The 12,449-nt window shown below is 41.6% G+C and carries 14 protein-coding genes; 2 read left to right on the forward strand and 12 right to left on the reverse strand.

Translation table 11 applies throughout. From position 1 onward, the window contains the following. Window positions 1-13: 13 nt before the first annotated feature. The 7 genes from FO440_RS17275 to FO440_RS17305 form a co-directional block, all read right to left on the reverse strand. A complete protein-coding gene (locus tag FO440_RS17275) occupies window positions 14-601 on the reverse strand; it encodes a chemotaxis protein CheB (RefSeq protein ID WP_186292712.1) in 588 nt (195 codons plus the stop codon). Further along, entirely contained in the window at window positions 591-1,421 is an 831-nt protein-coding gene (locus tag FO440_RS17280; RefSeq protein ID WP_144249533.1) for a CheR family methyltransferase, read from the reverse strand. The genes FO440_RS17275 and FO440_RS17280 overlap by 11 nt, the downstream gene beginning before the upstream one ends. A gap of 1 nt (window position 1,422) precedes the next feature. Then, on the reverse strand, window positions 1,423-4,869 hold the full coding sequence (locus FO440_RS17285) for a response regulator (protein WP_144249534.1): 3,447 nt from the start codon (window positions 4,867-4,869) through the stop codon (window positions 1,423-1,425). A gap of 113 nt (window positions 4,870-4,982) precedes the next feature. Next, complete coding sequence (locus FO440_RS17290) at window positions 4,983-5,390, reverse strand: hypothetical protein (protein ID WP_144249535.1); 408 nt, start codon at window positions 5,388-5,390, stop codon at window positions 4,983-4,985. A gap of 7 nt (window positions 5,391-5,397) precedes the next feature. Continuing rightward, window positions 5,398-5,727 carry a gliding motility protein GldC gene (gene gldC / locus FO440_RS17295; protein WP_144249536.1) on the reverse strand — a complete coding sequence of 110 codons (330 nt, stop codon included), beginning with the start codon at window positions 5,725-5,727 and terminating at the stop codon, window positions 5,398-5,400. Between the two features lie 5 nt (window positions 5,728-5,732). Further along, window positions 5,733-5,999, reverse strand: coding sequence for a hypothetical protein (locus FO440_RS17300; protein WP_144249537.1), 267 nt, complete (start codon window positions 5,997-5,999; stop codon window positions 5,733-5,735). 116 nt (window positions 6,000-6,115) lie between these two features. Further along, window positions 6,116-7,462, reverse strand: a complete 1,347-nt coding sequence (locus FO440_RS17305; RefSeq protein ID WP_144249538.1) for a DEAD/DEAH box helicase — start codon at window positions 7,460-7,462, stop codon at window positions 6,116-6,118. An 88-nt stretch (window positions 7,463-7,550) separates the two neighbouring features. Between FO440_RS17305 and FO440_RS17310 the strand changes: the two genes are divergently transcribed. After that, window positions 7,551-8,135 (forward strand): NUDIX hydrolase, encoded by a 585-nt coding sequence (locus tag FO440_RS17310; protein ID WP_144249539.1) that lies wholly within the window; start codon window positions 7,551-7,553, stop codon window positions 8,133-8,135. Between the two features lie 18 nt (window positions 8,136-8,153). On the opposite strand, the gene FO440_RS17315 is transcribed toward FO440_RS17310, so the two are convergent. Both FO440_RS17315 and FO440_RS17320 read right to left on the reverse strand, forming a co-directional pair. Further along, on the reverse strand, window positions 8,154-8,522 hold the full coding sequence (locus tag FO440_RS17315) for a type II toxin-antitoxin system VapC family toxin (RefSeq protein WP_144249540.1): 369 nt from the start codon (window positions 8,520-8,522) through the stop codon (window positions 8,154-8,156). Between the two features lie 6 nt (window positions 8,523-8,528). Continuing rightward, window positions 8,529-8,753 carry a hypothetical protein gene (locus FO440_RS17320; protein WP_144249541.1) on the reverse strand — a complete coding sequence of 75 codons (225 nt, stop codon included), beginning with the start codon at window positions 8,751-8,753 and terminating at the stop codon, window positions 8,529-8,531. 97 nt (window positions 8,754-8,850) lie between these two features. Between FO440_RS17320 and FO440_RS17325 the strand changes: the two genes are divergently transcribed. Further along, the gene (locus tag FO440_RS17325) at window positions 8,851-10,185 is read left to right on the forward strand and encodes a dihydroorotase (protein ID WP_144249542.1); all 1,335 of its coding nucleotides are present in this window, start codon (window positions 8,851-8,853) and stop codon (window positions 10,183-10,185) included. 90 nt (window positions 10,186-10,275) lie between these two features. Here the strand turns inward: FO440_RS17325 and FO440_RS17330 are convergent, their stop codons facing one another. From FO440_RS17330 to FO440_RS17340, 3 genes are all read right to left on the reverse strand, one after another. Then, window positions 10,276-10,713: an SRPBCC family protein gene (locus tag FO440_RS17330; protein WP_144249543.1), complete on the reverse strand. Its 438-nt coding sequence runs from the start codon at window positions 10,711-10,713 to the stop codon at window positions 10,276-10,278. A gap of 35 nt (window positions 10,714-10,748) precedes the next feature. Next, entirely contained in the window at window positions 10,749-11,186 is a 438-nt protein-coding gene (locus FO440_RS17335; RefSeq protein ID WP_144249544.1) for an EVE domain-containing protein, read from the reverse strand. 251 nt (window positions 11,187-11,437) lie between these two features. Further along, window positions 11,438-12,397 carry a helix-turn-helix transcriptional regulator gene (locus FO440_RS17340; protein WP_144249545.1) on the reverse strand — a complete coding sequence of 320 codons (960 nt, stop codon included), beginning with the start codon at window positions 12,395-12,397 and terminating at the stop codon, window positions 11,438-11,440. Window positions 12,398-12,449 lie beyond the last annotated feature (52 nt).

Here is a 12,449-nt window from a genome sequence, read left to right on the forward strand (position 1 = left end):
TAGTTTTTTAATATTATTTCTGAAAAAGTTCAAATATATCCTTCGTGTTCAAGATGTATTCTGCCGCGTTTTTATTGATAGCAGCCTGCGGCATTTCTTTCATTTCAGCATCATCCGGATCCTGGGCTATGGTTAACGAACCGTTTTTACGTAATTTTAGCAGTCCTTCTGCGCCATCGGCGTTTGCGCCTGAAAATAGAACTGCTGTACATCGATTTTTATAGATTTCTGAAGCGCTTTCAAAAGTTACATCAATTGATGGCTTTGAATACCAAACGGCCTCAGATACATCTAAACTAAAAGACTTGTCCTTTTCAATTAGGGTATGGTAGTTGGCAGGCGCGATGTATATAGTATTTTTATTTAAAACGTCCTTATCCGTAACTTCTCTCATCAACATACGGCTATTATCGGCAAACAGTTTTTCTATCTCACTAAAAAAGTTTTTTTTTCTGTGAATTATAATTATTACGGTCTTGTTTAAATTTTTAGGAAATAATTTTACGCATTGGTAAATTGGCTTGAACGAACCGGCAGAACCACCCAGCAGAAGCAGTTCTGTATTGCGCCAGCGTTGTATTATGTTATCATCAAGAGCCAATTTTTTGATATATATTTTCTTTTTGATTAATTACCTTAAACTTCTTCCTGAAATTGTCTGAGCGGATGGTCTCTTTGGCGCCCAGGCATAAAAAACCAAGTGGCGCCAGGCTTTTGTAAAACAGATCAAGTATCCGCTCCTGTAATGCTATTTCAAAATAGATGAACACATTACGGCAAGTTATCAGCTGAAATTCGTTAAACACATTGTCTGATACTAAATTATGAACCGAAAACAGCGTATTTTGTTTCAATTCGCTGTGGATACTGGCCGCGTCATACAGTATGGTAAAGTGATCTGTTATAGATCCTTCAAGCCCTGCAAGCTGGTAATTTTCTGCATAACTTTTTATTTTGCGCAGGCTATAAATACCTTTTCTTGCTTCTTTAAGGCATTCTGTATTAATATCTGTACCGTATATAAATGATTTCTTTCGCAAACCGGCTTGTTGTAGTAGTATCGCAAGTGAATAAGCTTCTTCTCCTGATGAGCAGCCAGCACACCAGATCTTGGCATGCTGATATGATGCCAGGTATGGTATTACCTGCTTGTTGAAAGACGAATAAAAAGTAGGATCGCGAAACATCTCGGTAACATTTACCGTGATCTCTTCTAAAAACTGCTGAAAGAAACCATTGTCATTTACCAGCGTATGTTTCAGATCATAAAACTGCAGCTTTTTCAGCTGCATGATCCTGGTCATTCTTCTTTTTAACGATGCTTTGGTATAACTGCCAAAGTCAAACCCATAGATCTGTTTTACCAGGTCAATGACCTCGGTTACCTGTGGGGCTGTTATCGTTTCGGCGGTATCATGCATGTTATTTATCAAGCCATAATTGCATTAATGCAATCAGTCTATCCATATCAACAGGTTTTGTAATATAATCGTTTGCACCTGCCTCAATACATTTTTCACGATCATCCTTCATAGCCTTTGCAGTTAACGCGATAACTGGCAATCTGGCCCATTTACTTTGTTTCCTGATATATCGCGTGGCCTCGTAACCGTCCATCTTTGGCATCATGATATCCATTAATACAATATCAATGTCGCTCATCTCTTCCAGTTTGGCAATGGCTTCTTCGCCGTCGCCGGCTATCTCCACATTCATATCATAGCCTTGTAAAGCACTGCTTAACGCAAAGATGTTACGCATATCATCGTCAACTATCAATACTTTTTTGCCTTTAACTCCGTCTTTTCCTGACACTGCTGTAATTTTATTTACAGGCGTACCAATAGTTGTACCAGTTTGTTGCGGTGTGGTACTTATTTTATTTAAAAACAGGTTTACTTCATCTATCAGCCTATCTGACGATTTATTGGTTTTTACCACCATAGCGTTTGCATATTTCATCAAACGGCTTACCGATGTCTTGTCAAGCTCCATAGCAGTGTTCACAATAACAGGCAATGATGCAAAACGCTCAACCTCCTTGATCTTATCCAATAGGTCAAGGCCTGAAATATCAGGCAGGTTAAGGTCAAGTATCACGCACTGGTATTCGTTATCATGCAGCATCTTAAAGGCCGACTCACCATCAAAGGCCTGGTCTACCGTAATGCCGTTTGCCTGCATCATTTCTTTCAGTGCCTGGCTTTGCGCTTTATGATCTTCAACCAATAATATCTGTTTGAATTTGGTACCGCTATTGGCCATAATATCGCCAAACAGTTTATCAAGCGTACCTGTATCAATTGGCTTTTTAAGGAAGCTTATAGCACCTTCTTTTCGTACCCTGGTAGCCGCGGCATCGCCTGCCGACATGAGGTGTACCGGAATCCCGGCAGTTTCAGGATCGTCTTTTAATTCTTTCAGGATTTGCCATCCATCTTTACCCGGCAGCATAATATCCAGTATTACCGCGTCCGGCATATTGTCCTTAACGGTCTGCACCGCGGTGGTACCTTCATTCACAATGACCGATTTATAACCATGATCGCGCGAGTAATCCTGCAAGATATTGGCAAAATTCTTATCGTCTTCAACAATCACTACCAAAGGATCGCGGCCATGATTTACCGGTAACTTTTTAACCGGTTTCAGTATTTCTTTTTCAGGCTTGAAAGTTTCAACTGTTGGCAGTTCTTCTTCATGAGTTGCGGCAACGTCTTTGGCTTTTACAGGTATGGTCAATGTAAACTCGCTGCCCTCGCCTTGCTTACTTTGCAGTGTAATTGCACCACCCAATAAAGCGGCCAATTCACGGCTTATAGATAGGCCCAAGCCTGTGCCACCATACTTACGGCTGGTTGAGCCATCAGCCTGTTGAAATGCTTCAAAGATCAGTTTTTGTTTATCAGCGGGGATACCTATACCCGAGTCGCGCACAGCGAAACTTATGGTTTGCGGCGATTTACCCGGCTCGACATTTATGGCTATAGATCCACCGTCAGGTGTAAATTTAAACGCGTTTGATAACAGGTTTTTGATCACCTGCTCAACCCTTACTTTATCTGTAAATACTGTAGGGGCAATATTCTTAGCGCTTGTTGTAAACTTGATTTTTTTGTTGGTAGCAACCTCGGCAAACAGGCTTTCCATATCAGCCAGTATTTCTGATACCTTAATGTCCTCATTTTGCATATCTAACTTGCCCGATTCAATTTTGGACAGATCCAAAATATCATTAATCAGCGTCAGCAGGTCATTACCGGCGTTAAAGATCACACTGGCATATTTTATCTGGTCTTCTGATAAGTTAGCCGGTTTGTTATCTTTCAGTATCCGCGCCAATACCAAAATACTGTTTAGCGGCGTACGCAGCTCGTGGCTCATGTTAGCCAAAAACTCAGATTTGTATTTGCCGGTAGTTTCAAGCTCTTCAACCTTAATGTTGATGGCAGCACGCGCTTCTTCAATAGCCTGGTTCTTCTCTTCCAGCAGGCTTGCTTTTTCTTCCAACTCGGCATTGATGGTACGCAATTCTTCCTGTTGTACACGTAACTCTTCTTCTGATGCTTCCAACATTTCTGTTTTATTCATCAGCTCTTCGTTGGTTACACGCATTTCCTCTTGCTGTGCCGCCAATTCTTCTGCCTGTTGCTGGGTTTCTTCAAACAGGTCATGCATAATGGTGCGGGCCTGCGCTGTGTTTACGGCAATGCCTATATCATTACCAATAATTTCCAGGTAATTACGGTTATGATCTTTTAATTCATTGCTGAAAGCGACTTCTAAAACACCTTTCAATTTTTTATCGAAAAAGAAAGGCAGTACATAGGTCTCTACCGCACCGTCAAATACTACCGACGATTGAAGCTCAAGCTTATCATTAAGCTTGCCTTTTACCACAGCAGCCTTACCGTTTTTTGCAACCTGGCCTATCCAGCCCTCGCCTAATGCAACCGTATTTTTAATTACGTTAAAGTTTGAAAACGCATATGTTGAATACAGATCCAGGTGGCTTTCTTTATCATTATACAGGTATATGGTACCGGTTAAAGCTTTGGTATAATCACATACTTCTGATAAAATATTTCCGGCTAATTCTTTCTCGCTTTGCTGGCCCTGCATTGTTTCGTTGAGCAAACCAGTACCGGTGAGCAGCCAGTTTTTAGCCTCGTTTTCGTTTAATACTTTTTCCAGTTCAATATTCGTGATCTTAATTTCGTCTTCTATTTTCTTTTGCGCAGCAAACGATGCCTGGATAAAACGGAACAAGAACAGAATAATGAACAGGAAGATTATGCAGCCAACAATTATAAATATAATAGCATTGGTTGATGCTGTTTTTGAGCTGGCTTTACGCGCATTTAGTAATTGGCTTTCAGTATCAATAACATGTGCAATTACCTTACGGATACTATCCATATTTTGCTTACCATTGGCAAACATGTTATTTTGCACCATGTAGTCAAGCCCTTTTGTATCGCGCGCGTCAACATTGGTCTTCAAGATATTTAGCTGATCACTTACCAGGTGGGTTAAAGAGTCTACCCGTCTAACCTGTATAGGGTTGTCAGGTATCAGTGATCTTAAATCTTCCAGATCTGAGTGAATGCTTGGTAAAGCAGCGTTGTACGGGTCAAGAAAAAGCTTTTTGTCGGTAGCACCATAGCCACGCATACCTGTTTCGGCATCAATTAAAAGCTGCAGCAGGTTGGTTGATGTTTTGATCACCTTTTGAGTGTGATCAACCATTACGGTGTCGCTTTCTAATTGATCAATACTGTTGTATGATAATATGCCAACAATAAATACAAGTACGATAGACACGGCAAAGCCTATTAACACCTGGTTACGGAAAGATAATTTTAGCATCTATAGATAGTTTGGTATTACAAATATGTAAAAAAAGTCTATTTGATTTACGTTGTGCGAAAGTAAACTGCTGAATTTATTAATTATTAGTCAACCACCGTTTTTAAATAGAGCTACCTGGAATATTTTGATGTTTTTACCATTGATCCAGCAAGCGCGATAACCGGGCCTGCAAAAAGCAAGTACCAGCCCCATTTAAACTTGATCTGCCCTGCCAAAAATCCGGCGAATGATTTAAAAGGAATAAAACTAAAAGTGGCATGCACTTTCATAAACGCGGCCACTAACAATAACAGCACTAAAACCAGCGAAATCCATCCGGTAAGTTTTACCAGTTTTATCTGGTTTAATATTACGCCCAATATGCCTACTACGGATATTAACAATACTACCATACCGTAAGGCCGGTTCAAATCATAAACATCCCAATTCATGAGATGAAAAGGACGAAGCAACGGGCACCAGGTACCGGCCATTAATAAAACAAAGCCTATAAATGATATCAGCGATGGCAATCTCATAACGGGTTTATTTAGAGATCTCCATTTTTTCGGCGAAGTGGGCGCAATAATCGCGCAGGTCTTCTATGATATTGGTTTCGCCGGTGGCGCGTAAAAAGCTGTCGCCCATGGTCATTAGTGTCTGGTAAAAAAATACTTTCATCTCGTCGACAGGCATATCTTTTGTCCAAAGATCAATACGCAAGGCGTTTTTATAGCTTTGATCCCATAAGGCCAGCATCATTGATTTTACAGGCACAGCCTCTTTATTGGTCGAGTCGGTTGATTCCCATAGGATATTTTCGGGCACATTATTTTCGTCAAGTTCGACGGTTACTTTTATTTCAGCGGTTTTCATCTAAGTTATTTAACAAGTAAAAATAGTATTGCGGCCAAAGTTATAAAGCTTAGTTCAATCAGCCATAACTTTTTAAGCTCGGGGAAGAAATTACGGAACATTAGATCCATAAATGACACTACAAAGGCAAACAGCAAAAATATCAGGCTAATGGCCCCACCCAAATGCGGAAACTTCATACCCGTAATGGCAGCGCCATTTATCCAAACGTAAACTGACAGAATCAGAAAAAAAGCGGTGGCGAAGTTTAGCGGGGTAATTTTGGTTTTCATTTGTTATGCTGATAAAGCGGCTGTCATTTCGAACATAGTGAGAAATCTATATATTGCCAATTAGCACGTGTATAGATTTCTCCTCGTTCCTCATCGAAATGACATTTTGTATTTTCTTAATGTCTCTTTTTAAAATTCTTTGGCTTACCTTTTTTTGGTGGGCCATTCTCGCCGGTACGCTTGGCACGTTCAGCCTGGAATTTTTTCTTTTGATTTAATGTTTTCTTTTCGTGGAAAGCGCCCTTAAAATCAGGATCTTCACGGCGCTTTTGCATATCAATTTCCTTATTCTGATCCTGGCGTTCTTCGTAAGGTGTTTCCTCAACAAAAACCTCGTCGGGTATGGTAAATACCGGTATAGTTTGCCTGATCAGCTTTTGGATCTTATTTAAATAATATTCTTCTGCAGGGTTACAAAAGGTAATGGCTTCGCCCGATTGCAGCGCACGGCCGGTACGACCGATACGGTGTACATAGTCTTCTATTACAACCGGCACATCAAAATTGATCACATGACTCACATCGCTCACATCAATTCCGCGCGACGCCACATCTGTAGCCACCAGGATCTTCACCTCGTCGTTTTTAAAAGCGTTCATGGAATTGATACGCGTATTTTGCCCTTTGTTAGCATGCAACACCCTTACCTGCCCCTCGCCAAACTTGCGGAGTAAAAACTTATATACATCCTCTGCCGCGGTGCGGGTTTTGCAAAAGATCATCAACTTGGTTATATCGCCTTCGTCCTTCAGCAACTCGCGCAGCAGGTTGATCTTGGTTTTCATGTTAGGCACATGATACACTTTTTGCGTAACCGTTTGTGCCGGCGTTGCCTGCGGTGTAACCTCAATAACCGTAGGAAACTCCAGGAAATTTGCCGAAAGTTCATGGATCTTATCAGACATGGTAGCCGAAAACAGTAGGTTTTGCCGTTTTAAAGGTACTATCTCCAATATCCGGTTTATCTGCGGCATAAAACCCATATCCATCATCTTATCGGCTTCGTCCAACACCAACACCTGCAAAGTTTTAGTAACGATATGACCTGCCAGGTAAATGTCCATAAAGCGGCCGGGCGTGGCAACGATAATATCCACGCCTTTATTAATGATCTCGATCTGTGTTTTTGGACCGAGGCCACCGTAAACAGATACAATGCGCAGATCAGTATACTTTGCATAGGCTTTGACATTATCCTCTATCTGCATAGCCAGTTCACGCGTTGGCGCTATGATGAGCGCACGGGCATGATCACCCTGCGCATATTTAAGCCGCATAATGATAGGCAAAACGTAGGCGGCAGTTTTGCCCGTGCCTGTCTGGGCGATACCCATTACATCCTGTCCGTTCAATATCGGCGGAATAGCTTTTTGCTGTACAGGGGTCGGTTCGGTATAACCTGAATCGGCAATGGCATTTAAAATTTGCCTGTTAAATTTAAAATCTTCAAATGTTGCTGCCATGGCGCAAAGATAGGGTTTTCTTTGAGGGTAAAGGCGAAAGCTAAAAGCTTAAAGGTTTTTCTGCGCTTAAAATCCTAATTTTAGCGCCATGCAGACAGATAACAAAATACAAAAATGGACCGTACTGAACGAACAGAATGTATCCCCCAGCCCGTGGTTCCCGCTGCTTAAGCATACTGTTAAACTGGCTAACGGTAGTATTATTGACGATTATTATTACTCGCCGCTTGGCGATGTGGCACAGGTTCTTGCTGTTACCAAAAACAACGAGGTGGTATTGGTTAAACAATATAAACACGCGTTAGGCGAAATTTTAATAGAGCTGCCGGGCGGCATGCAACAGAAAAATAAGACCATCATTGAATCGGCATTGAACGAACTGGAAGAAGAAACAGGGATCAGGGCAACTGCTGATCAACTGATATCGCTGGGCAAAATAGCCAATAATCCAACCAAACTTAACCAGGTAACTTATGGTTTCATACTTTTTGATGCCGAGTTTAATTCGGCACAAAAACTAGATGCGACAGAAGACATACAGGTTTTGACCAAACCTGCGCCCGAGGTTTTAAAAATGGCTTTAAACGGCGAGATTTGGGTGACAGATTCCCTTAACTTTATTTTAAAGGCTGCTTTGACTTATCCGGATGTTTTTGGATTAACGGAAAGATAACGTGCTCGATATCATTTATTAAATAAGTTTAATATCCGGTAAAAAATTAAAGTCCTTTACATTATAAGTGAATAGCGGAATTTGATGAACGACTGCTGTTGCGCCAATAATCGCATCGGGTATTTGAAGATTATGGCTTAGTTTGAAATGCTCTATAAAATCAGCAGCTAAATTAGAGGTGTTGTTATCTATTGCCACAACATTATAATATTTCATTCTCTTTTTCATCTGAGCCAATTCTGTTTTATTGCTCATTCCCTGATATAACTCCATCACAGTAATGACGGAAACAGCTATCTGACTTAATCCAATTTCTTGAAGTTTATCAATTGTGTCTTGTCTGCCATTAAAAGCATGTATAAAAATATTGGTATCACAAAGCACCATTGCTTATTACCCGTTTTTTCTACTCCAGGCCTGGTTACGAATATCCTCTATGGTACGTGGATTGTTAGCCCAAATGCCAAATAACGGTATAGGATCGATATTTTTATCTCCGTTGGTTACAGGTATATCTTCATGCGTCAAAACATTAACAGAATTTATGTCAAACGCCTTCAACAAAGCAGATAATTTTTCCATCTCTTTATCACTGTCTATCTCTATTGTTATTCTCATACCAGTTTATCATTATCAACGTAATCAAAGTTACTAATTTTATTTTTGAGTTTATGAGGATTGACACATTCTGATTCTTTCAAACTATATTTGTCTCATGGCATCCATCCTCATCAAATCAGCAACCGTAGTTAACGAGAACAAACAATTTATCGCAGACATCCTGGTTAAAGATGGCCTGATAGAAAAGATCGCTCCGCAGATCAACGTGACTGCAGATCAAACCATTAATGCTGAAGGCTTACACTTATTGCCCGGCGCAATTGACGACCAGGTGCATTTCCGCGAGCCGGGACTGACACATAAAGCTAATATCCATTCAGAGTCGCGCGCTGCTGTGGCGGGGGGTATCACCTCTTTTATGGAGATGCCCAATACAGTACCCAATACACTAACGCAAGAATTATTAGAGGATAAATACCAGATAGCTGCGCAAAATTCGTTGGCTAACTATTCGTTTTTCATGGGCGCATCTAATAACAACCTCGACGAAGTTTTGCGCACCGACATAAAAAACGTTTGCGGCATTAAAGTTTTCATGGGCTCATCAACGGGGAATATGCTGGTGGATAACCCGGTTACTTTAGAGCACCTTTTCGCACAAGCGCCCATGCTGATTGCTACCCACTGCGAGGATGAGGCTACCATTCAAAGCAATTTAAATCATTATAAACAACTACTGGGCGAAAACATCCCGGTTAGGCTGCACCCTAAGATCCGCAGCGAAGAGGCTTGCTATTTATCATCGTCTATGGCTGTCGCGTTAGCAAAAAAACACAACACAAGGCTTCATATTCTGCATATCTCGACAGAAAAAGAAACGCATCTTTTTGACAATACCACACCGTTAAAAGACAAACGCATTACTGCCGAGGCCTGCGTACACCATCTATGGTTTAGTAATAAGGATTATGAAACAAAGGGCAACCTGATAAAATGGAACCCTGCTGTAAAAACCGAGGCCGACCGCGATGGCATTTTAGCCGCAGTATTGGATGGCCGGATAGACGTAATAGCAACCGACCATGCCCCCCATACCATTGAAGAAAAAGCCCTGCCTTACCTGCAGGCACCGTCAGGCGGTCCGTTGGTACAACACGCGTTGCCGGCCATGCTTGAGCTATACCACCACGGCAAAATAACGTTGGAACAAATAGCCGAAAAAATGGCGCATAACGTAGCCATCTGCTTCGAGATTGAAAAACGCGGCTTTATCCGTGAAGGCTATTTTGCCGACCTGGTACTGGTAGACCTGAACAAACCATGGCAGGTAAATAAAGACAATATTCTGTACAAATGCCAGTGGAGCCCGTTTGAAGGAACAACCTTTAAATCAACTGTCAAACACACCATCGTATCAGGCAACCTGGCCTGGAGTGATGGCAAGTTTACTACAGATGTGAGTGGTAAACGGTTAAGTTTTGCACGATAGACAAAAAGGGTGTCACACTGAGGCACTCGAAGTGTAAGCGCGCGGGCCTGCCCCCATGCTTCGAGGCCTCAGCATGACACCCGGGCTATCTTAGTCCGCTTTACCACTTTCCACCATATCCCTCATCGCACCAAAAATATGCTGCCAGTTTTGTTCTGAATGTTGTTTGGCATCTTCGGTTTTGATGTTGTCCTGGCCTATTTCTAAAATGGTTACCCCATCTTTTTCTGTAAGCTTGTAACTTACGTTCTGGTAGTTTTCGGGTTTATCTTCGGTGCCGCTCATACTGCTCCAATAGCTATATTTTACGTAGGTGCCGGGCGTTATCTCCAGAATCTTTCCGTGATCCTGGTAGGTTTTACCTTCCCATTCGCCGGTCCAGGTTATATCACTGCCCGTTTTCCAGTCAGATTTTTGGTCGGTGCCAAAAAAATATTGCTTAACAATTTCTGCATCTGTTAATGCTTTCCAAACTTTTGCCGCCGGGGCCTTAATGTCAATGGATGTTTTTAAACTGATGTTTGCCATGGTGATTGTTTTTATTTAAGAATTTTTAAACAGCTTTATTGTTTGATGATGGTTGTATTTTCTTTTAGCATTTCGGTTTTTATCAAGTCAAAATCGTGCTGATTTATCTCAAAGAAACCAAAACGGAACGGATATCCCCACGAGTTTTTATTGGGGATAAAATCAAGCTTGTCAATAAGCGGAGTTATGGGTGTTTGTGTGACTTCGTAGAATTTAATATTACGGCGAAAAGGTATAAAATCTTCGGTCATTTTACACTGGTAAACCTCGTTGTCGGCTGCCTGCCCTATGGCGGTAAAGGCCTGGCAAACTTCATTGCCTTTAAAGGTTTGTTTGGGCGAATAAAAAATCACCCAATCGCCCGCTTTCATACGCCTTAGCGGACCGGCCTTGCCATGATTAGCCTGCATAAAACCACCGGCTATGTGATCTTTTGATACAACGGTTATCCAATACCGGGTGCTGTTTTCCATATTACCAATTATTTGATAACACAAAATTAGGGCCGCTATTGACAACTGTATGTCAGCAGGAAATAAATTGATCTATGATTACTCACCCGATCTGCGCTTCGCTGGATCACCCTCTCTTTGCCTTCGGCAGAAAGAGGATTGGTTTATTTTTTTCAATTAGATTATTTGCCCTCTTTCCCGCTTGCGGAAGAGAGTGCCGGCAAGCGAAGTCCCGATAGCTATCGGGATCGGAGTGAGTCGACGGCGATTACTCAGTATGCAACCGAATTAAAATTCCGTTGCATCAATTTCTCGGCAAGTTCTCTCACCCGGTCTTTCAAACTATCAGGCGTAATTATTTCGGCGCGTTCGCCATACATCATGTACCAGCGCGCAAAACCTTCTAAAGATTCAGTTAAAAAGGTCATTTCTACAGCATCGCCAACCGTTTTTTCAGATATAAATCCGCTGAAATATTTTTGGTTTTCAAGATGCGGGTGTATGGCTTTATCCACCACAATCACTACCGCGTCAAGTACCTTTTCTTTGGTCTTTTTAGTGATGTAGTCCTTTAGGGATGGGTGTTCGTCAGTATAATATTCATCGGTGATCGACAGGTTTTTTATCCGGTCTATCCTGAAATCGCGGTAATCATTGCGCAGGCGGCAATAACCTATCAAATGCCAAAAGCCTGCCATGTAAAATATGCCTACAGGCTCAACAAAGCGTTTGGTATGCTCCTGGCTATGCTGGGCAAAATAATTAAGCGACAAGACATTTTTCAACGCTATGCTGTTCAGTATAGTTTGAATATGGTCGTTATTGCCGGTGACAGGCCGTTCAATCGTTTTCACAACCGCTATCCGGTCGTCCATACTTTCCAATAGATCCTTTTCAGTAGTTTTTAATATCGCCCTCACCTTATACATGGCCGATTTATAATTTGCCGATGTCGACGTATCCGTCAGTTTCTCTACAAATTTTTCGGCAGTTAAGAAGGCGGTAGCTTCTTCTTTGGTAAACATAACCGGTGGTAGGCGGTAGCCATCCATAATGGAATACCCTACCCCGGCTTCACCAATTAAGGGGATGCCGGCTTCTTCCAGCGTTTTTACATCGCGATAAACCGTGCGCAGGCTGATATTGAAACGCTCGGCAATATCAGACGCTTTTACAACCCTGCGTGATTGCAATTGAATTAAAATAGCCGATATGCGGTCGATGCGATTCATTACCGCCAAATTAAAAAAAACTAACTACATTAGCTAAACCTAACCGTTAATT

Origin of the sequence: Mucilaginibacter corticis (assembly GCF_007558865.1) — a bacterium.
Taxonomy (GTDB): Bacteria; Bacteroidota; Bacteroidia; order Sphingobacteriales; family Sphingobacteriaceae; genus Mucilaginibacter; species Mucilaginibacter corticis.

Coding starts and splice junctions, on each gene's coding strand:
- FO440_RS17340 (WP_144249545.1), bottom strand. CDS start 12,397: ATGAATCGCATCGACCGCATATCGGCTATTTTAATTCAATTGCAATCA.
- FO440_RS17325 (WP_144249542.1), top strand. CDS start 8,851: ATGGCATCCATCCTCATCAAATCAGCAACCGTAGTTAACGAGAACAAA.
- FO440_RS17290 (WP_144249535.1), bottom strand. CDS start 5,390: ATGAGATTGCCATCGCTGATATCATTTATAGGCTTTGTTTTATTAATG.
- FO440_RS17330 (WP_144249543.1), bottom strand. CDS start 10,713: ATGGCAAACATCAGTTTAAAAACATCCATTGACATTAAGGCCCCGGCG.
- FO440_RS17285 (WP_144249534.1), bottom strand. CDS start 4,869: ATGCTAAAATTATCTTTCCGTAACCAGGTGTTAATAGGCTTTGCCGTG.
- FO440_RS17335 (WP_144249544.1), bottom strand. CDS start 11,186: ATGGAAAACAGCACCCGGTATTGGATAACCGTTGTATCAAAAGATCAC.
- FO440_RS17280 (WP_144249533.1), bottom strand. CDS start 1,421: ATGCATGATACCGCCGAAACGATAACAGCCCCACAGGTAACCGAGGTC.
- FO440_RS17315 (WP_144249540.1), bottom strand. CDS start 8,522: ATGGTGCTTTGTGATACCAATATTTTTATACATGCTTTTAATGGCAGA.
- FO440_RS17300 (WP_144249537.1), bottom strand. CDS start 5,999: ATGAAAACCAAAATTACCCCGCTAAACTTCGCCACCGCTTTTTTTCTG.
- gldC (WP_144249536.1), bottom strand. CDS start 5,727: ATGAAAACCGCTGAAATAAAAGTAACCGTCGAACTTGACGAAAATAAT.
- FO440_RS17320 (WP_144249541.1), bottom strand. CDS start 8,753: ATGAGAATAACAATAGAGATAGACAGTGATAAAGAGATGGAAAAATTA.
- FO440_RS17310 (WP_144249539.1), top strand. CDS start 7,551: ATGCAGACAGATAACAAAATACAAAAATGGACCGTACTGAACGAACAG.
- FO440_RS17305 (WP_144249538.1), bottom strand. CDS start 7,462: ATGGCAGCAACATTTGAAGATTTTAAATTTAACAGGCAAATTTTAAAT.